The 20922-nt window shown below is 64.2% G+C and carries 17 protein-coding genes; 5 read left to right on the top strand and 12 right to left on the bottom strand.

Annotated elements, in window-relative coordinates; genetic code table 11:
• Positions 1–168: 168 nt before the first annotated feature.
• The 4 genes from ACF8E5_RS21450 (at position 169) to ACF8E5_RS21435 (ending at position 4440) form a co-directional block, all read left to right on the top strand.
• Entirely contained in the window at positions 169–2115 is a 1947-nt protein-coding gene (locus ACF8E5_RS21450) for a sigma-54-dependent Fis family transcriptional regulator (protein ID WP_197844167.1), read from the top strand.
• A 65-nt stretch (positions 2116–2180) separates the two neighbouring features.
• Positions 2181–3530 carry a UDP-N-acetylmuramate:L-alanyl-gamma-D-glutamyl-meso-diaminopimelate ligase gene (mpl, locus tag ACF8E5_RS21445; protein WP_058639681.1) on the top strand — a complete coding sequence of 450 codons (1350 nt, stop codon included), beginning with the start codon at positions 2181–2183 and terminating at the stop codon, positions 3528–3530.
• Complete coding sequence (gene ubiX, locus ACF8E5_RS21440) at positions 3527–4156, top strand: flavin prenyltransferase UbiX (protein ID WP_058605303.1); 630 nt, start codon at positions 3527–3529, stop codon at positions 4154–4156. Before mpl ends, ubiX begins: the two co-directional genes overlap by 4 nt.
• Positions 4153–4440, top strand: a complete 288-nt coding sequence (locus tag ACF8E5_RS21435) for a YceK/YidQ family lipoprotein (protein WP_196185659.1) — start codon at positions 4153–4155, stop codon at positions 4438–4440. The genes ubiX and ACF8E5_RS21435 overlap by 4 nt, the downstream gene beginning before the upstream one ends.
• A gap of 35 nt (positions 4441–4475) precedes the next feature.
• On the opposite strand, the gene ACF8E5_RS21430 is transcribed toward ACF8E5_RS21435, so the two are convergent.
• The 7 genes from ACF8E5_RS21430 to ACF8E5_RS21400 form a co-directional block, all read right to left on the bottom strand.
• Entirely contained in the window at positions 4476–5120 is a 645-nt protein-coding gene (locus tag ACF8E5_RS21430; RefSeq protein WP_058605301.1) for an oxidoreductase, read from the bottom strand.
• A 27-nt stretch (positions 5121–5147) separates the two neighbouring features.
• A complete protein-coding gene (locus ACF8E5_RS21425) occupies positions 5148–6881 on the bottom strand; it encodes a C13 family peptidase (RefSeq protein WP_078479177.1) in 1734 nt (577 codons plus the stop codon).
• A 165-nt stretch (positions 6882–7046) separates the two neighbouring features.
• Entirely contained in the window at positions 7047–8114 is a 1068-nt protein-coding gene (locus tag ACF8E5_RS21420; RefSeq protein WP_241493174.1) for a 2,3-butanediol dehydrogenase, read from the bottom strand.
• A gap of 49 nt (positions 8115–8163) precedes the next feature.
• Positions 8164–9270, bottom strand: coding sequence for an acetoin dehydrogenase dihydrolipoyllysine-residue acetyltransferase subunit (locus ACF8E5_RS21415; protein ID WP_078479175.1), 1107 nt, complete (start codon positions 9268–9270; stop codon positions 8164–8166).
• A complete protein-coding gene (locus tag ACF8E5_RS21410) occupies positions 9267–10289 on the bottom strand; it encodes an alpha-ketoacid dehydrogenase subunit beta (protein ID WP_058639423.1) in 1023 nt (340 codons plus the stop codon). Before ACF8E5_RS21410 ends, ACF8E5_RS21415 begins: the two co-directional genes overlap by 4 nt.
• A gap of 33 nt (positions 10290–10322) precedes the next feature.
• Positions 10323–11300: a thiamine pyrophosphate-dependent dehydrogenase E1 component subunit alpha gene (locus ACF8E5_RS21405; protein WP_145256290.1), complete on the bottom strand. Its 978-nt coding sequence runs from the start codon at positions 11298–11300 to the stop codon at positions 10323–10325.
• Between the two features lie 22 nt (positions 11301–11322).
• Complete coding sequence (locus tag ACF8E5_RS21400; protein WP_058639422.1) at positions 11323–12375, bottom strand: NAD(+)/NADH kinase; 1053 nt, start codon at positions 12373–12375, stop codon at positions 11323–11325.
• A 282-nt stretch (positions 12376–12657) separates the two neighbouring features.
• Between ACF8E5_RS21400 and ACF8E5_RS21395 the strand changes: the two genes are divergently transcribed.
• Positions 12658–14511 (top strand): sigma-54-dependent Fis family transcriptional regulator, encoded by a 1854-nt coding sequence (locus ACF8E5_RS21395; RefSeq protein WP_392475768.1) that lies wholly within the window; start codon positions 12658–12660, stop codon positions 14509–14511.
• Between the two features lie 303 nt (positions 14512–14814).
• Here the strand turns inward: ACF8E5_RS21395 and accC are convergent, their stop codons facing one another.
• The 5 genes from accC to ACF8E5_RS21370 form a co-directional block, all read right to left on the bottom strand.
• Positions 14815–16170, bottom strand: a complete 1356-nt coding sequence (gene accC / locus ACF8E5_RS21390) for an acetyl-CoA carboxylase biotin carboxylase subunit (RefSeq protein WP_058639420.1) — start codon at positions 16168–16170, stop codon at positions 14815–14817.
• Between the two features lie 17 nt (positions 16171–16187).
• Positions 16188–16646, bottom strand: coding sequence for an acetyl-CoA carboxylase biotin carboxyl carrier protein (gene accB, locus ACF8E5_RS21385; protein ID WP_023535179.1), 459 nt, complete (start codon positions 16644–16646; stop codon positions 16188–16190).
• Positions 16647–16742: 96 nt separating this feature from the next.
• Positions 16743–17198, bottom strand: coding sequence for a type II 3-dehydroquinate dehydratase (gene aroQ, locus ACF8E5_RS21380; protein ID WP_003255330.1), 456 nt, complete (start codon positions 17196–17198; stop codon positions 16743–16745).
• 179 nt (positions 17199–17377) lie between these two features.
• Positions 17378–19141, bottom strand: a complete 1764-nt coding sequence (locus tag ACF8E5_RS21375; RefSeq protein ID WP_392475767.1) for a protein-disulfide reductase DsbD — start codon at positions 19139–19141, stop codon at positions 17378–17380.
• Between the two features lie 125 nt (positions 19142–19266).
• Positions 19267–20046: a methyl-accepting chemotaxis protein gene (locus ACF8E5_RS21370; protein ID WP_392475789.1), complete on the bottom strand. Its 780-nt coding sequence runs from the start codon at positions 20044–20046 to the stop codon at positions 19267–19269.
• Positions 20047–20922 lie beyond the last annotated feature (876 nt).

Here is a 20922-nt window from a genome sequence, read left to right as displayed (position 1 = left end):
GCAGTTGACGGGTACTGACGCTCTCTGGCGACCCGCGATGTACCGTGCTCGATACAGGCTTGGGTGACAGTGTGTACCGCCGGTGGCACGCCTCGTGGCGGGTGCATTGCAAACCGGCCTGCTGTAGAGGATGCTGGCTTTAGCCTCTATCTGCGGAGAATCACAATAATGCAGAGCAACCCATTCACCCAGCATGCCCGGCAAGTGCACACGGTCGCCCATGGCGGGCGTGTCGAAGGCGGCAGCGACCCGTCCATTGCCCGCTCCTGGCTGCGCTGCCTGGAGGACTACCACCTGGATCCGGCGCTGGCCGAAGCACCGGTGGTCCTGGAGCATGGCCGCCTGCTGGAAAGCCGCGAACGCATGCGCCAGGTGCTGCAAATCGCCGATCAGGAAATGAACAGCCTGCACCAGCAGCTTTCCGGTGCTGGCCATGCGGTGTTGCTCACCGATGCCCGCGGGGTGATCCTCAACTGCGTCACCGCCCCCACCGAACGGCGCAGCTTCGAACAGGCCGGGCTGTGGCTGGGCGCTGACTGGAGCGAGGCGCGAGAGGGCACCAACGGCATCGGCACGTGCCTGGTCGAACGTCAGGCGCTGACCATCCACCAGCACGAACACTTTCGTGGGCGGCATACGGGGCTGACCTGCTCGGCCAGCCCGGTGTTCGACCCTCAGGGGCATTTGCTGGCCGTGCTGGACGTCTCTTCAGCGCGGCCCGACGTTTCGCGCCAAAGCGAATTCCACACCATGGCCATGGTGACCTTGTCGGCCAAGATGATCGAAAGCTGTTATTTCATGCGCCAGTTCGAGCATCACTGGCTGCTGCGTTTTCACCTGCAGGCCGAATCGGTCGGGCTGTTCAGCGAGGGGCTGCTGGCGGTCGACGGCGATGGCCGTATCTGCGCGGCCAACCAGAGTGCGCTGAACCTGCTGGGCCGCGTGCGCGCCGATGTGCAAGGGCAGACCCTGGAGCAGTTTTTCGCCTGCACCCACGACGAGCTGTTCAGCCGTGCCATGCCCGATGGCAGCGCAGCCTGGCCGCTGCTGACCCTGGACGGGCGGCAGGTGTTCGCCAGCCTGCGTGGCCAGGCACGTACGCCGGTCTGGACCGTGCCCGCCGGGCATTCGCGCCGCGTCGTCCGGCAGCCACCGCAGGTCTGCCTGCTGGACCCTGCACTGCAACAAGATTTTCGCCGCAGTGTGCGGGTATTCGAGCGCAATGTGCCGCTGTTGCTCAGCGGTGAGACGGGTTGCGGCAAGGAAGCCTTCGCCCAGGCCGTGCATCAGGCCAGCGAGCGTCGAGACAAGCCATTCGTGGCCATCAACTGCGCGTCCATCCCCGAGAGCCTGATCGAAAGCGAGTTGTTCGGCTATCGGGCCGGCAGCTTTACCGGGGCACGCAAGGAAGGCATGCGCGGCAAGTTGCTGCAGGCCGACGGCGGCACCTTGTTGCTGGACGAGATCGGCGACATGCCGCTGGATCTGCAAACACGGCTGCTGCGCGTGCTCGAAGAGCGGCAGGTGGTGCCAATCGGCGGCGAGCCGCAGGCCGTGGATGTTCGCATCATCAGTGCCACCCACCGGGACCTGCTGCAACGGGTTGCCCAGGGTACGTTCCGTGAAGATCTTTATTACCGCCTCAACGGGCTTGAAGTGGCTTTGCCTGCCGTGCGCGAGCGCAGCGACAAAGCGCAGTTGCTGGACTTGCTGCTGCGCCAGGAAACCCAAGGCCAGTTGATTGAGCTCGAGCCCCAGGCGCGTGAGGTACTGCTGGACTACCCCTGGCCTGGTAACGTGCGGCAGATGCGCAACGTGCTGCGCACCCTGGCAGCCCTGTGCGACGAGGGCCGCGTCACACTGGCAGACCTGCCTGCCGTGGTGCGCACGGCGCGTCGCCAAGGCGCAGCGCCAGTGGTCACGGCGGTCTTGCCGGGTGAGGGTTCACCGGTACCCGAGAGCAAGACCGCATTGGAGACGGCCGAACGCCAGGCACTGCTGGCCGTTCTCGAGGCCCGGCATTGGCAGCTCACCCGGGTCGCCGAGCACCTGGGCATCAGCCGTAACACGCTGTATCGCAAACTGCGCAAGCATGGCATCACCCGGCCCGACTGACGAAACAGCGGGTGCGATTTGTCGCGCCCTGGGCTACCCTGCCTCGATGTTTTGCGAGGTCGACCATGCATATTCACATTCTCGGTATTTGCGGCACTTTCATGGGTTCGCTGGCGGTGCTGGCCAAGGAACTTGGCCACCGCGTCACCGGATCGGACGCCAACGTCTATCCGCCGATGAGCACCCAACTCCAGGCCCAGGGCATCGAGCTGACCCAGGGGTATGACCCTGCCCAGCTGGAGCCGGCTCCCGATCTGGTGGTCATTGGCAACGCCATGTCCCGTGGCAACCCGGCGGTGGAGCATGTGCTCAACAAGGGCCTGCCCTATGTGTCGGGCCCGCAATGGCTGGCCGACCATGTGCTGCAGGGCCGCTGGGTGTTGGCAGTCGCCGGCACCCATGGCAAGACCACCACCAGCAGCATGCTGGCCTGGGTGCTTGAGCATGCCGGCATGAGCCCTGGCTTCCTGATCGGTGGGGTGCCGCAAAATTTCTCCGTATCGGCGCGGTTGGGTGATACGCCGTTCTTCGTGGTCGAAGCGGATGAGTACGACAGTGCCTTCTTCGACAAGCGCTCGAAGTTCGTGCATTACCACCCGCGCACGGCGATCCTGAACAACCTGGAATTCGACCACGCGGACATTTTCCCTGACCTTGCTGCCATCGAGCGACAATTTCATCACCTGGTACGCACCATCCCCAGCGAAGGCCTGGTGATCCATCCCACGTCCGAACACGCGCTGGCGCGGGTCATCGACATGGGCTGCTGGACGCCCGTGCAGACAACAGGCGACGGCGGGCAGTGGCAGGCACGCCTGCTCAGCCCGGATGGGTCGCGCTTCGAGGTGCTGTTCGACGGGCACGTGCAGGGTGTGGTGGATTGGGCCCTGACCGGTCAGCACAACGTGGCCAATGCCTTGGCGACCCTGGCGGCCGCCCGTCACGTTGGCGTGGCACCGGCGATGGGTATCGAAGGCCTCAGTGCGTTCAAAAGCGTCAAGCGGCGCATGGAAAAGGTCGCCGAAGTGCAAGGCGTGACCATCTTCGATGATTTTGCCCATCACCCCACGGCCATTGCCACCACCTTGGACGGCCTGCGCAAGCGCGTGGGTGATGCACCGGTGATTGCCGTCATCGAGCCGCGCTCCAATTCGATGAAACTGGGCGCACATCGCGATGGCCTGCCTGAGAGCGTCAACGATGCTGACCAGGTGATCTGGTACGCCCCGGCCAACCTGGGTTGGGACCTAGCAGCCACGGCCGCGCAATGCAAGGTGCCCAGCGTAGTGGCCGACAGCCTCGAGGCGATCATCGAGCAGGTCAAGCGCCAGGCGCGGCCAGGTACCCAGGTGGTGATCATGAGCAACGGTGGTTTTGGCGGCCTGCACGGCAAGCTGGCCGAGGCGCTCAAGTGAGCGGGCCGGAACGCATTACTCTGGCGATGACCGGGGCATCGGGTGCGCAGTATGGCCTGCGCTTGCTCGATTGCCTGGTGCGCGAAGATCGGGAGGTGCACTTTCTGATTTCCAAGGCCGCACAGCTGGTCATGGCGACCGAAACCGACGTACTCCTGCCTGCCAAACCACAGGCGATGCAGGCGTTCCTGACCGAATACACTGGCGCTGCCGATGGGCAGATTCGGGTGTATGGCAAGGAAGACTGGATGTCGCCCGTGGCGTCGGGTTCCGGCGCACCAGCGGCCATGGTGGTGGTGCCGTGTTCTACCGGCACGCTGTCGGCGATTGCCACGGGTGCGTGCAACAACCTGATCGAACGGGCTGCCGATGTCACCCTCAAGGAGCGTCGGCAGTTGATCCTGGTGCCTCGTGAGGCGCCGTTTTCCACCATTCACCTTGAAAACATGCTCAAGCTGTCGCAGATGGGTGCGGTGATGCTACCGGCCTCGCCTGGTTTTTATCATCAGCCACAGACCATCGACGATCTGGTCGACTTCGTGGTGGCGCGCATCCTCAACCTGCTGAACATCCCACAGGACATGCTGCCGCGTTGGGGTGAGCATCATTATGGGGTGGATGATTGAAAAGAGGGCTGGCCGGTACGTTGGCTGTGTTGATGCTCGGTGGCTGCGCCACGGTACGCACCCTGGATGGCACCAAGCCAGAGGCGCCGGTGGTGTATGCAGGCACCCGGCTGGATTGGTATGCGATCAGCGGTGGCTGTTGCCCCCAGGCGCGCTTCGGTGTCGACGCGCCCCGGTTCGCGTCCCTCGATCTGCCGGTCAGTTTTCTTCTCGATACCTTGTTACTGCCGTTGACCCTGCCAGCTGCCGCCGGCATTTACTATCACGGCAGCGGCGGCTTTTGAGTGCTGCATGCAGCCGCTAGCAACCCGGCAGCGGCTCAGTTTTTCCCCAGCTTGCGCAACTCGTCCGACTCCACGATCCGGATGCCGTCCTCTTCCTCCAGCGCCAGGCGCCACAGCGCTCGGGCCAATGTGCAGGCCTCAATACCCCGGTACTTGCCAGGCATCAGCTTGGAAAAGGGAGCGGCCAGGGTTTCGGTGAGCCTTGGCTCGGTGCGTTCTCCCAGCAACAGCGACGGGCGGACGATGGTCAGTTGAGGCCAGTCCTGGGCTTTGAGCGCTTCTTCCATCTCGCCTTTGACGCGGTTGTAGAAGATCGAGGATGTCGGGTCGGCGCCCACGGCACTGATCACCAGCAAGTGCCTGGCCCCCATCTCACGGGCTCGCTTGCTGAAGGCCACTACCATGTCCAGGTCCACGGCTTTGAATGCGGACTCCGAGCCTGCCTGCTTCAATGTCGTGCCCAGGCAGCAATAGGCAATGTCCACGCGGCCCTCCAGCTGGGGCAGAAAGACAGCCGGATCGCCCACAGGGTTGTCCAGGTGTGGATGTTCTGCCAAAGGGCGGCGTGTAGGCGCCAGCACGCGGGTGATGGTGGGCTCATTGAGCAGGCGGTCGAGCAGGTGCTCGCCAGTCAGGCCGGTCGCTCCGGCAAGCAGGACATGCTGAGGCGTCAAGTACATGATGTCTCTCCCTTGTTACACACAAGCTTAGTGGCTGCGCGGCGTTTTTGCCTGTGCCCCCACCGCTGCCTGTGTCGTATTGCGCAAGGCTTCTTCGGCCTGGTTCCGGCGTAGGCGCTGCCAGTGCTCCAGCACGTTTGGCGGTGCCCACAGCTGCGGCTCGGACGCTTCGAAGCCTTCGTTTCGTTCACGTTCGGCAACATGGGTACGCGCCAGTTCAAACGCCTGTTTCAGGTCGTCCGTCTGATTCAGGGCCTGGGCGAAAAGGGCGTCGCCAAAGTAGGTGAAGTCGGCTTCTTCCGAGCAACCGAAGGACACCCGGTCGGCTCGGGCGGCTGTCATGAGCAGCGTGCGCGAATCTTTCAGGGCATCGATGTAGCCACCGGAATAACACGCGGAAATGACGATGACCTTGTCTCGATTTTTCAAGGGGGCCAATGCATCGGCCAACTCGTCGGCGGAAATGTCGGCCAACTGCAGGCGTGGTTGATCGAGGACCAGTTGGTGGTCCTGGCTACCGTGGCTGGTGAGGTAGATGAACAGCAGGTCTTCCGGGCCGCTGCGCTCGGCCAGGGTGCTGGCGGCTCGGGTGATGCTCTGCCGCGTGGCCATGGGGCGCGTCGCCATGAAGTCACGATGGTTGACCAGCGTGACCTGGCCTTTGGCACCGAAGCGTACCTTCAGCAGGTTGCTCACGTAATCGGCTTCGCGCAGAAAAACGCTCTGCTGCCCGTCGCCCCCCACCACCAGGCTGTACAGCTCGATTGCCGGCTGGGACCGGGGCACGGTGGCCAAGGCTTCCTTGAGCAAGCGCCCTTGATTGAGCAGTGCCATATCGAGCGGGTCCGGCAGCAAGGTGCCACGCTCATCGCGAACCCGAACGCCATTGGCCCAGGTACCGCTTTGTACCTTGCCGTCGGCCAGTGTCAGGCGCCCTTGCCCGTGGTAGGCATCATCGAGCATATGGCCCACGTACTGACTGCCATCAGCCAGTTGCAGGCTGCCCTGGCCCGACATGCGCCAGTCGAGGAACGTGCCTTTGTAGTGGCTGCCGTCACTGCCCAGCATTTCGCCTTCGCCGTTGAGCGAACCGTCCTTGAACTGGCCGATCCACACATCGCCTTCGGCGTTTTCGTAGCGCCCGCGGCCTTCGAGGCGGTTGTCCTTGAACTCGCCGATGTACTGCTCGCCTTCGACACTGTCGTAAGTGCCAGTGCCTTGCAGTTGGCCGTCCACGAACCTGCCGCTGAACTGATTACCGCTAGCATCGCTGCGCACGCCGGCGCCGTTGGGCTTGCCCTTGGCGAACAGGCCCCGGTAGCGACTGCCGTCGGCCAGCTCCAGTTCGCCTGCCCCTTCGTAGAGGTCGTCCTTGAACTGCCCGCGGTAGGTTTGCCCAGTCTGCTTGAGGGTGCCTTCGCCATCGCGCCGTCCATGGCGGAAGGTGCCCGCATAGTGGCTACCTGGTGTGGTCAGGTCGCCAAGCCCTTCGAACAGGCCGGCAACGAACTGGCCGCGGTAGACTTCGCCGTTCTGCCCGTGCCATTCCCCCTGGCCGTGCCATTGGCCATCCTTGAAACCGCCGGCATACCAGCTGCCATTGGGGTAGTCGATACGGCCCTGGCCCTGCAGCAAGCCGTCGACGACCTGGCCTCGGTAGCGACCGCCGTCTGGCAGACGGGCATCGGGTGGGCTCAGGGATTCGCCATCACCACAGGCAGCGAGCAACAGGAGCAGGGTCAGGGGAAGCAGTGGACGCATGGCGAGGACCGGGCAGTGAGTGTGCCGATTATGACTCAGATCGAGCGCCTGAAACAGCGAGTGGCGGGTGGGGCGAGGGGGCTTTGCGCCACGTTTGCAAGCGATGGGGCCTCGGGTAGGGGCGGCCTGATCAGGCCGCCCCAGGGGAACTTCGATACCGTGCGCCTAGCGACCCAATCCCGGCGACACGATGATCTTCACGTTTTCCTCCTTGTTGTTCACCAGTTCCTCGAACCCCAGTTCGACGATCTGCTCCAGCCCGATGCGGCCGGTCACCAGCGGGCGTATATCCAACCGACCGTCGGCGATGAAGGCGATCACGTCGGCGAACTCGCCGTTATAGGCCAGCGCACCGATCACCTGCTTCTCGGTGGACACCAGTTCGAAGAAGTTGAATTCGCTCGGCTCCTCGAAAATTCCCACCATCACGCACTTGCCGGCCTTGCGAAGGGTATCGATGGCCAGCTTGGCCGTGTGCTTGTTGCCGATGCACTCGAAGCTCACGTCAGCCCCCAGCCCGGCGGTGAGCGCACGAATCTCGGCCAACGCATCGCACTGGTTGGGGTCCAGGACCACGCTGGCGCCCACTTCCAATGCCTTGGCCTTGCGCGCCGAAGACATCTCCAGGGCGATCACCCGCGCCGCGCCTGCCGCCTTGGCGCACATGATGGTGCACAGCCCGATGGTACCGGCGCCCACCACCACCACGGTCTGGCCCAGCAGGCTGCCTGCTTTTTTGACCGCGTGCATGCCGACCGCCAGCGGTTCGATCAGGGCCCCTGCCTCGGCCGGGAAACCGGACGGCAGCCGGTAGAGCAGATTGGCCGGCACGTTGACCCGCTCGGCGAAGGCGCCATTGTTCATCAAGCCTGTGAACGCCAGGCGCTCACAGATGTTGTACATCCCGTGGGTACAGTAATAACAGGTGCCACAGTGCTGGCAGGCGTCTGCCGCCACCGGATCGCCCACGGCATAGCCCTCGACGCCTGCGCCGAGCTTGGCGATCCGGCCGCAGAACTCATGGCCGAGGATGCATTGGCCTTGAATACCGGTCAGCGGGTGTGGAGCGTCGACCGGTATGAAGACCGGCCCGGCCACGTATTCGTGCAGGTCCGAGCCGCAGATGCCGCACCAGTCCACCTGGATCTGTACCCACCCAGGTGCAGGGTCGACCGGCAGGGGCACCTGCTCGACCCGGATGTCGTTGCGCCCGTGCCAGACCGCCGCGCGCATGTGTGGATTGCTCAAGTCGTTCATAGGAATCTCCAGAAGCCAGGAAGGGTCAATGGCTGCGCAGGAAAGCGAGCAGGTGCTGGTTGACCGTGTCGGCGGCCTCCATCTGCACCATGTGGCCAGCTTCCGGCACGACGACCACCTGGGCCTCCAGACCCTGGGCATGACTGGCCGGAATGATCGCGTCCTTCTCGCCCCAGATCACCAGGGCCGGGTGCTGGCCCAGGACGCTGCGCAGGTCGTGGCGTTGCCGGTCGCCGTCGGCCAGGGCCGAGGCCAGCACCTGCAGCGCCTGGTCTACGCCCTCCAGGCGCTTGAACTTGAGCATGTCTTCGAGCAGTTGCCGCGTGACCAAGGCCGGATCGGCGAACAGTTGCACCATCTGCGGCTTGAGGGCGTTGCGGCTACTGGCCGCGACGAACCCTTGCAGGTACTGCCCATTGATGGCCTCGCCCAGACCCGCGCTGGCGATCAGGCCAAGGCTGGCCACCCGGTGCGGTGCCAGGCGCGCAAGGCCCAGGCAAACCGCGCCGCCCATGGAGTGACCGACCAGGTGAGCACGTGGAATGTCCAGGTGATCGAGCAGGGCCAGCACCGTTTCGCTCAGTTCCTCCAGGTCACCGCGCTGCAAGGCTTTGGCCGACTCGCCATGGCCCGGCAGGTCGAGGGCGATTACCCGTCGCTCGGCGGCCAGGGCAGGGTGGTTGAACAGCCAGTTGTTGAGGTCGCCGCCAAAGCCATGTACCAGCACCAAGGGCGTCCCGCCTTCGCCCAGTTCGAACCAGCGCAACAAGCGCCCCTTCACCTCGGCTTTCTGCGGCGCCGGGCCTTGGGCCTGGTCGGTGCTACCGTCGGCCACGAACTCGGCCTGGAAGCGCTGTACCACAGCGTCGATGTCGGCGTCGTCGGCTTCGCCTTCTACCACCACGGCCAACAGCGCGCCCACCGGCAGGGTCTCGTCCGGCCTGGCCACCAGGCGGCGCAGCACGCCACTGAACGGCGCCTCGACGCTGCTGCTGATCTTGTCCGTCTCCACGTCCAGCACTTCGTCGCCCTTGGTGATGACGTCGCCTTCCTGCTTGAGCCAGGTGTCCACCCGGCCTTCGGTCATCGACAAGCCCCATTTGGGCATGGTCAGGGTATGGATCTGGCTCATGCGGCGCTCCTTGCAGCATCGATAACGGTGCGCACGGCTGTTTCGATTTTGGCAGCGTCGGGGATATACAGGTCTTCCAGAGCGTCGGAAAACGGAACGGGCGTATGCGGCGCCGTCACCATTTCGATGGGCCCTTTCAGCGCACCGAATGCCTTCTGCGCAACCAGGGCGCTGATGTCCGTGGCCATCGAGCACCGTGGGTTGGCTTCGTCGATCACCACCAGGCGCCCGGTCTTTTCGACACTTTCAAGGATGCTGTCTTCGTCCAGCGGGCTGGTGGTGCGCAGGTCCAGGACTTCGCAGTCGATGCCCTGGCGGGCCAGGTTGTTGGCGGCTTCCATGGCCACATGCACCATGCGGCCATACGTCACCAGGGTGACATCGCTGCCATCGCGCAGGTAATTGGCTTCGCCGAACGGCACCGTGTACACCTCCTCCGGTACTTCGCCCTGCATGCCGTACAGCAGCTTGTGTTCGCAGAAGATCACCGGGTCGTTGTCGCGGATGGCCTGGATCAGCAGGCCCTTGGCGTCGTAAGGCGAGGACGGGCACACCACCTTCAGGCCCGGGATGTGCGTCCACAGCGAGGTGAGCATCTGCGAATGCTGGGCCGCGGCACGCAGCCCGGCGCCGTACATGGTGCGCATGACCAGCGGGGTCACGGCCTTGCCGCCGAACATGTAGCGAAACTTGGCCGCCTGATTGAGGATCTGGTCCAGGCAGCAGCCGGCGAAGTCGACGAACATCAGTTCGCAGACTGGGCGCAGGCCCTGGGTGGCCGCGCCGACGGCGGCGCCTACGTAGCCGATCTCCGAGAGCGGCGCATCCAGTACGCGGCCTGGAAACTGGTGATACAGGCCCTTGGTCACGCCCAGCACGCCACCCCAGGCATCGTCTTCGCCAGGCGCGCCTGCACCGCCGGCCACATCCTCACCAATGATGAACACGGTATCGTCACGGCGCATTTCCTGGGCCAGGGCTTCGTTGATGGCCTGCTGGTAACTGATCTTTCTTGCCATGGTGGTTCTCCTGTTGTTCTTGTTTTGAGCGGCTCAGGGATAGGCGACGTAGACGTCGGTGAGCAGGTCGGCAGGTTGCGGCTTGGGGTCGGACTTGGCGCGTTGCACGGCATCCTCGATCAGGTCCTCGACGCGGGCATCGATGCTGTCCAGTTGGCCTGCTTCGAGCAGACCCGCGCGCACGGTCTTGTCGCGGAACTGCAGCAGGCAGTCGCGGGTTTCGCGCAAGTTCTTCACTTCATCGGGGGCGCGGTAGGTTTGCGCATCGCCCTCGAAGTGGCCGTAGTAGCGGCTGAGCTTGACCTCGATCAGCGACGGCCCCTGGCCGGCACGTGCGCGCTCGATGGCGGCACCGGCGGCCTCGTGAACCGCGAAGAAATCGAAGCCGTCGATGGTGACCCCTGGCATGCCGAAGCCGGCGGCGCGGTCGGCTATGTGATCGCAGGCCACTGACCAGTTGGACGCGGTGGCTTCGGCATAACCGTTGTTCTCGGCGACGAAGATGCACGGCAGGTTCATGATCGCAGCCATGTTCATGGCTTCGAACACTGCGCCTTCATTGGAGGCGCCATCGCCGAAGAAGACCACGGACACATCGTCGCGACCCTTGAGCTTGGCTGCCAGCGCAGCGCCTGCCACCAAAGGTGCGCCAGCGCCGACGATACCGTTGGCGCCGAGCATGCCCTTGCCCAGGTCGGCAATGTGCATCGAGCCGCCCTTGCCACCGCAGACCCCGGTCTTCTTGCCGTAGATCTCGGCCATCATGCCGTACACATCCACGCCCTTGGCGATGCAGTGGCCATGGCCGCGATGGTTGGAGGCAATGCAATCGCTGTCGCGCAGGTGGGCCATCACCCCCGCCGCGCTGGCCTCTTCACCGGCGTAAAGGTGAACGAAGCCGGGTATTTCGCCTGTGGCGAACTCGACGTGCAGGCGTTCTTCGAAGGCACGAATGGTGCGCATCACTTCATAGGCATGCAGCAGTTGTGCGGAACTCGGTTGATTGGACATCTTGTTGTTCTCCGGGGTTGTCTCAACGGGTCGCGGGGTGCAGCGGGTGGCCCAGGGGTACAGCCAGCAGACGATGCTGGGCGGCATGCGTGAGCACTGCCTGCACGTCCACACTCAACGGGCCCAGGTGATCGAGGGTGATGGTGGGGGTGTCATGGGCGCAGAATTCGATTTCCCGCTCGCCGTCCAGGGCCAAGGTGCCCTGGACGAGGGCCGGGCGGTACGGTTCGTCGGGCGCCATGTGGCCGGAGGCGGTGATGCCGCAGCCTTGCAGCACGCCAGGGGCCACAGGGGCCAGCAGCGCCTGCCCGGCGTTCTCGTCCAAGCGCACCCAGGCGCCGTGGGGCGCTTGCCGCGAGACCGGATTCCACAGGCCGCACAGTGCCGACAAGCCGATGGCGTGGGGCTCGGCGAAGCAGGCGAAGATTTCGCTCAGGTCTTCGCTGCGGCTCAGCGCCCGCGCGCCGATGAAACGCTGGGGCGACACCGCTACCTCCACCAGCGCCCATTCGCTCAGTTGCTGCTGGGGCACCCTGACCAGCAAGCGTTTGTTGCGGCGCAGGCCGATGGAGGTTGGCACCTTGCCGCCGACGATCAGGCCGCCTGCAAGCCCCGCGCTGGTCGCTTCGCGCAGCTCCGGGAAGGCGTTGTTGGTGCCGGTGGACAAGGTCAGCAGGGGTACGTCGCCAGCTTCTGCCGCCACGGCCTTGTGGGTACCGTCGCCCCCCAGCACAGCGATCAGCGACACCCCCCGCGCGACCATGTTGCGCGTGGCAAGCCGGGTGTCGCTGACGGTCTGGGTCAGGGGCAGGTCGAGTATCTCGAGGGCAGGCCAGTGCTGATCGCGCGCCATCGGCCCGGCGCAGGCCTTGACCACGGCAGCGGCGATGCCGGTCATGTCGCTGGGCATCAGCACGTGGCCGACACCCGTGGCGCCGAATGCGGCGAGCAGGCGCGCGATGGCGGCGGCCTTGTCGGTGCTGGAGTACAACCCGGCAGTGGCGGTCAGGCGACGCAGGTCTCGGCCTGAAGCAGGGTTGGCAATGATGCCCACCAGTGGGGCGGGTAGCGGCATGGCGCACCTCGTGTTCTTGTTTGCAAGGACCAGAGCAAGCGCGGTGCCAGCTTTGCACAAAACCTCGCAAAGGCCCGTCGCAGAGGCCTTGCATGGTCTTTAACGCTGCCAGGCGGGCTACCGTGCTGAGACGCCAGGTGCCGGCCTGGGCGTTGTGCGGCGAGACGTTGAGACGCTGCGTCTCAACCACACCTTTGATCACACCGTGCTTGTCCAGGCCTGCGCGCAGGCGCTTAATGGCTGCACAACCACAAGAACAGCAACGAGAACCGGAGGGCCTGAATGCTTGCCGCGAACTCCCGCGCTCACGTCGACTGCGTCAGCAGGGTACTGAAGAACGCCGACCGTCTGCCCCAGGCGCCAGTACCGCCGTTGATCCTCGATTCCTGGCGTCGCTCCATGGAGCTGTACCGTCTCGATCCCGCCTCCGAGCAAGGGCCGCGTATTCTTTCCCAGGCGCTGCTCAATGAATGCCGAGAGCGCTCGGAGCTGTTCCTGCGCATTGCCGGGGACGCCGTGGCGCGCCTGCACGAACAGGTGCGTGAGGCCGACTACTGCGTGCTACTGACCGATGCACAGGGCCGCACCATCGATTACCGGGTCGAATCGACCATTCGCACTGACTGCCGCAAGGCCGGTCTGTACCTGGGCACCTGCTGGTCGGAGGGGGAGGAGGGTACCTGCGGGGTAGCGGCAGTACTGACCACCAAGGCACCGGTCACCGTGCACAAGCGCGATCACTTTCGCGCTGCCTTCATCGGCCTGACCTGTAGCGCGGCGCCTGTTTTCGACCCCTTTGGCGAGTTGCTGGGGGTGCTGGACGTCTCTGCCCTGCGCTCGCCCGACGACCGCCGCAGCCAGCACCTGATCCGGCAACTGGTCGAGCAGACCGCACGCGAAATCGAAAACGCCTTTTTCATGCACAGCGCCCAAGGCCATTGGGTGATGCGTGCCCACGGCACACCAGGCTACGTGGAAAGCCAGCCTGACTACCTGCTGGCCTGGGACGCCGACGGCCGCCTGCAGGCGATGAACAGCCTGACACGGCAACGCCTGATGCAGCGCCTGGGGCGCTTGCCTGCGCACATTGGTGAGCTGTTCGACCAGGCGCAATTGCGACGTGTCAGCAACGCGTCGGCGCAACGTCTGCCAGGGTTGGGCGAGCTGTATGGCCGGGTCAGCGCCCCACAGCGCAAGCCGCCGGTCGAGCCTTTGCTGCAAGGCCTGGACCGACGCATTGAACAACATTTGCGCCTGGCCACGCGGGTCAAGGATTGTAACCTTGCCGTGCTGGTGCAGGGCGAGACGGGTACAGGCAAGGAAGTCTTCGCTCGCCAGCTGCACCAGCAAAGCAAGCGCGGCAACGGCCCGTTCGTCACGCTCAACTGCGCCGCCATCCCCGAGAACCTGATCGAGAGCGAGCTGTTTGGTTATGTCGCGGGAGCCTTCACCGGGGCGTCGAACAAGGGTATGCAAGGGCTTGTACACCAGGCCGATGGCGGCACTCTGTTTCTGGACGAGATTGGCGACATGCCACTGAGCCTGCAGACCCGCCTGTTGCGGGTGCTGGCTGAGGGTGAGGTAGCACCTTTGGGGGCTGCGCGGCGCCAGCGCGTGGACATTCAGGTGATCTGCGCCACGCACCGCGACCTGGCGGCGAGGGTGGAGCAGGGGCAGTTTCGTGAGGACTTGTATTTTCGCCTGGCCAACGCCCGCTTCGCGTTGCCGGCGCTGCGCGAGCGCGAAGACCGGCTGGGGCTCATTCACCAGTTGCTGGCCGAAGAGGCCGATGCGTGTGGGGTGAGCGTGGCGCTGGCCGACGATGCCTTGCAGGCATTGCTGGAGTATCGCTGGCCGGGGAACCTGCGCCAGTTGCGGCAGGTGTTGCGTTATGCCTGCGCCGTGAACGAGGGAGGGCAGTTGCGCCTGCTTGACCTGCCGGAGGAGGTTCGTGGGCAGGAGGTTGGCCGGGTAACGAGCGAGGCGTCCTGCCCGGCGCGGCAACGGTTGCTGGATGCGTTGATTCGCCATCGCTGGAAACCCGCCGAGGCTGCCCAGGCGTTGGGTATTTCGCGTGCGACGCTGTATCGCCGGGTGCACGAGCACCGCATCGAGATGCCTCGTATGAAGGGGTAGAGTCGCAGCTGCGCTTGTTGTGGCTTCTGCCCGCGCGACAGTTCAGGCACCGCTGCTCGCGACTTCAGGGGGGCCTTTCTACACAGAACCTGCGTTCGGACTCCTGCGGTCTTCAGATCGAACATACAAGCCAGATCATTGATTCACGCCAGTCAGAGAGGGTCACGAGGATGCGCAGATTGCTCTGCTAGGTCGGACTTGGCCACAAGCACCCTGAGGGCCGCATCAGCCATTGATCGAGCCCAAACAGGCAATAAAAAACCCCGGAGCCAGTCCGGGGTTCTTGTACTTCACACTACGCGATCAGTCCTGGTTGGCCAGTTTGTGCTCGAGGTAGTGAATGTTGATGCCGCCTTTGCAGAAGCCTTCATCACGCACCAGATCACGGTGCAGCGGGATGTTGGTCTTGATGCCATCGACGACGATCTCGTCCAGGGCATTGCGCATGCGGGCCATGGCTTCGTCACGGTCCTTGCCCCAGGTGATCAGCTTGCCGATCAGCGAGTCATAGTTCGGCGGAACCGAATAACCGCTGTACAGGTGCGAATCGACACGCACGCCGTTGCCGCCCGGTGCGTGGAAGTGCTTCACCTTGCCAGGGCTCGGGATGAACTTCTTCGGGTCTTCGGCGTTGATACGGCATTCCAGCGAATGGCCGTGGACCACCACGTCCTCCTGACGGAACGACAGCTTGTTGCCAGCGGCGATGCTCAGCATCTCCTTGACGATGTCGATGCCTGTGACCATCTCCGACACCGGGTGCTCAACCTGCACACGGGTGTTCATCTCGATGAAGTAGAAACGGCCATCTTCGTACAGGAACTCGAACGTCCCCGCACCGCGGTAGCCGATCTCGATGCACGCGTCTACGCAGCGCTTGAATACTTCCTGGCGTGCTTTCTCGTCGATGCCTGGGGCCGGGGCCTCTTCCAGCACCTTCTGGTGGCGGCGTTGCAGGGAGCAATCGCGGTCACCGAGGTGGATTGCATTGCCCTGGCCGTCGGACAAGACCTGTACTTCCACGTGACGTGGGTTGGTCAGGAACTTCTCCAGGTACACCATCGGGTTGCCGAAGGCTGCACCGGCTTCGGTACGGGTGAGCTTGGCCGAGGCGATCAAATCCTCTTCCTTGTGCACCACACGCATGCCGCGACCACCACCGCCACCGGCGGCCTTGATGATCACCGGGTAGCCGACGTCGCGGGCGATGGCCAGCGCGACTTCTTCGTCTTCCGGCAGCGGGCCGTCGGAGCCCGGCACGGTCGGTACGCCCGACTTGATCATCGCGTCCTTGGCCGAGACCTTGTCGCCCATCAGGCGAATGGTGTCGGCCTTGGGGCCGATGAAGGCAAAGCCGGACTTCTCGACCTGCTCGGCAAAATCGGCGTTTTCCGCCAGGAAGCCGTAACCGGGATGAATCGCGGTCGCGCCGGTGACTTCGGCAGCGGCGATGATCGCCGGGATGTGCAGGTACGAATCCTTGGACGATGCAGGACCGATGCAGACCGACTCGTCTGCCAGGCCCAGGTGCATCAGTTCACGGTCGGCGGTGGAGTGCACGGCGACGGTCTTGATACCCAGCTCTTTGCAGGCACGCAGGATCCGCAGGGCAATTTCCCCGCGGTTGGCGATCAGGACTTTTTCGAGCTTCCCAGACATCGTTGGCTCTCCGCGATTCAAACGATGGTGAACAGCGGCTGGTCGAACTCAACCGGCTGGCCGTCTTCTACCAGGATGGCGTCGATGACACCGCCGACATCGGCTTCGATGTGGTTCATCATCTTCATGGCTTCGACGATGCACAGGGTGTCGCCTTTCTTCACGCTCTGGCCCACTTCAGCGAAGTTCGGCGAGGTCGGCGAAGGCTTGCGGTAGAAGGTGCCTACCATTGGCGAGCGGATGACGGTGCCCTTGAGGGCCGGTGCCGCGGCGGCAGCTTCGACAGCAGGTGCGGCAGCGGCGACCGGGGCAGCGGCAGGCGCAGCCATCGGGGCAGGTGCGTAGAACTGCTGGGCAGCTGGGGTCTTGCTGTGACGGCTGATGCGAACCGACTCTTCGCCTTCCTTGATCTCCAGCTCGTCGATGCCAGACTCTTCCAGCAGCTCGATCAGTTTTTTGACTTTACGGATATCCATTAATCATCAACTCCCAAAGGTTCGGTCAGGGGGCGAAATTGTTAAAGCGTGTCGACACGCTTCTCTTGACCCTGGCCACCGAGGCCAGGGCTTTCATCATTTGGGCTGTGCGTTGGCAGCCAGCTGTTCCAGCGCGGACTCCAGGGCCAGGCGATAACCGCTGGCGCCCAGACCGCAGATCACCCCTACGGCTACATCGGAAAAGTAGGAGTGATGACGGAACGGTTCGCGTTTGTGCACGTTGGACAGGTGCACTTCGATGAATGGGATGCTCACCGCAAGCAATGCGTCACGTAATGCAACGCTTGTGTGGGTGAATGCAGCCGGATTGATCAGGATGAAATCCACACCCTCGTTGCGTGCCGCATGAATACGATCGATCAACTCGTATTCGGCGTTGCTCTGCAAATACTGCAAATGGTGGCCCGCGGCGCGAGCACGTTGCTCCAGGTCCTGGTTGATCTGGGCCAGGGTCACGGCGCCGTAATGGCCGGGCTCGCGCGTACCGAGCAGGTTCAGATTGGGGCCGTGAAGCACCAGTAGCGTTGCCATCTGCGAGTTCCTTGGATTTGTAGGGCAATTCGACACAGCGCGGCGAGTGTGCCTAAAGCGACGGCAAGTGTCCAGTTCCCGGCAATAGCCAGCACGATGAGCGAGATTCGCGCGAAGTATGTGACCAGATAGCAGGATCCGGTCACTGATCGCCGACATGTTCCCATGCCAGCGGGCCGTTACAGGCCTGCCTGGCCGCGAACGCGGGACAAAATGGACGCAAAGTTCTCGGCATTTATCTCGCCAATCACCCGATCAGCGGTCAGTTCGCTGCCGTTGGCGGCAAAGAACATCAATGCCGGCGGGCCGAACAATCGATAGCGGTCCAGCAGGGCACGCTGGGCCGCATCGCTGCGCGTCACATCCACGCGCAGCAGTTTGAAACCCGCCATCTGCGGCAGCACCTGAGGTGCATTCAACACCTCGTGCTCGATGACTTTGCAACTGATGCACCAGTCTGCGTACCAGTCCAGCAGCACTGGCTGGCCTGCGGCCTTGGCATCGGCCAGTGCAGCATCGAGCGCCTGGGCGGTGGTCAGTGTTCGCCACGCCTGGGCAGGGGACGCAGTCTGGCCAGCCGTGCTCATTCCTGTAGGGGGCAACGGTCGCAGCGGATCACCCTGGCCGCTGAGGGCGCCATACCAGCAGGCCAGGGCGTAGACCAGCAGTGTCAGGCCAAGCAGTTGGGCCAGGCGTTGGCGAGGCGTCTTCACGACGAACTCCAGGGTCCCCAGGAACACGGCCACCCCGGCAGCGAGCAAACCGATCAGCCCCAGGGTGACAGCCCCTGGCAAGACCCTGCTGAGCAAACCGATGGCCAGCCCCAGCAACAGGACGCCGATGGCGTTCTTCACGCTGTTGAGCCATGGGCCGCTTTTCGGCAACCAGGCGGCGCCACCGGTGGCGACCAGCAGCAGCGGGGCACCCATGCCCAGGCCCAGCGCGAACAGTTTGAGCGCACCGCCCAAGGCGTCTCCACTGGCGCTGATATACAGCAACGCACCCGCCAGCGGCGCCGAAACGCAGGGTGAAACCAACAGGCTGGACAACACGCCCAGGGCCGCTGCGCCCAGCAGCGAGCCGCCTTGGGTGCGATTGGCGACGCCGTCCAGGCGATTGCTCAGGGCCTGGGGCAGCTTGAGTTCGAACAAGCCGAACATGGCCAGGGCGAAAGCCACGAAGAACAGCGCGAAAGGCACCAGCACCCAGGCCGACTGCAGCCGCGCCTGCAGGTTGAGGCCTGCGCCGAACAGGCCCATCAAGGCCCCAAGGGCGGCAAAGCTGGCGGCCATGGACAGCACATAGGCCAGTGACAACGACAGCCCACGCAGCCCACCTGCCTGACCGCGCAAAACCACCCCCGAGAGAATGGGCAGCATGGGCAGCACGCACGGCGTGAACGTCAGGCCCACGCCGGCGATGAAGAACAGCAAGAGCGCTTTCCACTCCCAAGCGTGTGCGGCCTGGCTGCTCGGCGCACCTTCACCTTCAATGCTCAGGCGTTCGGTTTCAGGTGGATAGCACAAGCCTTTGTCAGCGCAGCCCTGGTAACCCACCTGCAAGGTGAAGGCCCTGGGGTCATTGCGTGGCAATTCAATGTCGACGATGCCGTGATACACCTCCACATCGCCGAAGAACTCGTCATGTTTGGCCTCGCCCTTCGGGATGACCGGCGTGCCCAGTGCGATGTCGGCCGGCTCGGTGCGAAACACGAAGCGGTGGCGGTACAGGTAGTAGCCGTCGGTGGCCACCAGGCGCAGCTTGATGGCATGGGCGTCGGCCTGGATCAGGCTCAGCTTGAAGGCTTCGTGCACCGGGAGGAAATCGGCGTTGCCGGCCAGTGAGGAAGCCCCGAGGGTAGCGCTGGGGCGATTGTCCAGCAGCCCCGTGGCGAACACCGGGCTGGCCAGCAGTAGGCACAACAGGAAAAACAGGCGGCGCATGGTGAACTCGCAAGATCGAACGTGCCGCGCATCATAACGGAGTTGGCGCTCAGGGAACCATGTGTGGGCCCGCCCGCCTTGCCGGTGAGGGTCTAAGGCTATTTCGTGGAGCCAGGGCGGTCGGTTCAGACCCTGAAGGCACCCACCGCCTGGTTCAAGGCGCTGCCCAGGCTGAGCAGATGATCGCCTTGCTCACGCCCTTCGCCGATACGTTGCAGGTTATCCCCGCCCAGTTGATGAATCCGCTCGCTGTGGTCACGGATCTCGCTGACCGCATCACTTTGTTGCGCCGTCACTTCGGCAATGCGCAGGGCAGTGTCGGCGATAGTACGGATCGCACACACGATTTCGTCCAACGCGCCATCGGCGGTCTGGGCCTGGTTGGCAGTGGCCTCGGCATGCGCCATTTGTACCCGCGTACCGTCCACGGCGCCCTTGGCTGCCTGCTGCAACCTGTCGATCAGGGTCTGGATTTCCCCAGTGGCACTGGTGGTGCGCTGGGCCAGGGTGCGGACTTCGTCGGCCACCACGGCGAACCCGCGACCCATGTCGCCAGCGCGGGCGGCTTCGATGGCGGCATTGAGTGCCAGCAGGTTAGTCTGTTCCGCAATGGACCGGATCACCGTCAGCACGCCACCGATCGTGGCCGATTCCTCTGCCAGTTGCTCGATCATGCGGGCGTTGCCTTGCACCTCGTCGACCAGCGTGCGTAGACCCGACAGACTTTGCCCGATCACAGCCTGGCCCTGTTCCACTGCCCGGCCTGCGTCACGACTGGCCAGGGCCGCAGCGCTGGCGTCGCCAGCCACCTGCTGGATGGTCGCTTCCAGTTCCCCAAGCGCGTCGCGAATCTGTCCGGTATCCCCGGCCTGTCGTTGTGCGCCATCGTGCAAGGCAGCACTCATGTCGGCGAGCGCATGACTGCTGCCGGCCACTTGCGCGGCATTGTGCCGCAAGGCGCCTACCAGTTCGACCAGGTACTGGCGCAGGCGATTGAGCGAAGCCTGGATGTCATGCAACTCGCGGTTGGTCCTGCCCATTTCGACAGGCTGGGTAAAATCGCCTTCGGCCCAGCGCGACAGCGCAGGCACCAAGCCGGTGAGGGTGCGTGCAAGGCGACGTTGCAGGGTGTCGATGAGCAGGGCGATCAGCAGGATCATCACGATCATCGCCCCTTGCAGGATGCGCACTTCCCCCGCGATGGTGCCATGCAGGCTGCGCACTTGTGGCTCCAGGGCCGCGATGGCCTGGCGCACTGCCTCCAGCTGTTGCGTGGCGCGGGTCGCCAGGGCGGCGCGCTGGGCGATCTGGGCACGGGTACGTTGCAGCTCGGCCGGGTAGCGCCCAACCAGGCTTTGCAGCTCGCGCTTGAGGCCCACGGCGACGTCTTCTTGCTGGGCGCGGGTATCGTTCTGCAAACCCATCAGCGCGGCAAAGTCATCCGCGTCCGATTCGGCAATACGGGTCACGCCCAGCAGCGGCAAGCCTTCGATGACCTGCGCCTGGGCCTGGATCGATTGCAGCTCGCGCTCCAGCTCAGTCGCCAGTTCGGGCCGGCCGCTGCCCACCAGCTTCTCCCGCGCCAGGCCCAGCCTGCTCAGGTGCAGGGTTGCCTCAACAAGCGGCAGCAGATAGCGCCCAGCGTCGGGGTTGGTGCTGTCGCGCGCATAGGTGGTCAGTTGCTCCAGGTTGGCCCCCAGCTCGCGTTCGGCTTGCAGCAACAGCGCCTGGGGGTCACCGGCCAGCTTTCCGGCTGCCAGCAACTCGCCCGCGCTGAAGGC

The sequence above is a fragment of the Pseudomonas sp. WSY_20 genome, assembly GCF_043104335.1.
Classification (GTDB): Bacteria; Pseudomonadota; Gammaproteobacteria; order Pseudomonadales; family Pseudomonadaceae; genus Aquipseudomonas; species Aquipseudomonas parafulva_B.
Note: the sequence above shows the minus strand (reverse complement) of the source record. Positions and strands in the feature narration are given on the sequence as shown.